Consider the following 253-nt stretch of genomic DNA (forward strand, 5'->3'; position numbering starts at 1 on the left):
AATCTTTAAAGAAATATATTATTTTTCAAAGTGCGCAAATTCCGCATATCCAACAAATTTTAAACCAAATTATCACGGAATATTTTTTAGAAGAAGAATTTTCATCACGAATTATCACTCTTTATTTGCCAATTCTGTTCACTGAACTGGTACGTAAATGTGATACATATTTAGCTGATGATCTTACCAACTCACAATCAAGCACCACTTCCACCATGCTCGAAGTTATTAAGCTTATAGAATCCAACTATCG

The 253-nt window shown here is 31.6% G+C and carries 1 protein-coding gene; it reads left to right on the top strand.

Annotated elements, in window-relative coordinates; genetic code table 11:
* The coding region (locus FCK90_RS15280; protein ID WP_220433361.1) for a hypothetical protein at positions 1-253 on the top strand (253 nt) is incomplete at both ends.

The organism is Kocuria coralli (assembly GCF_008831305.1).
GTDB classification, from domain to species: Bacteria; Actinomycetota; Actinomycetes; order Actinomycetales; family Micrococcaceae; genus Kocuria; species Kocuria coralli.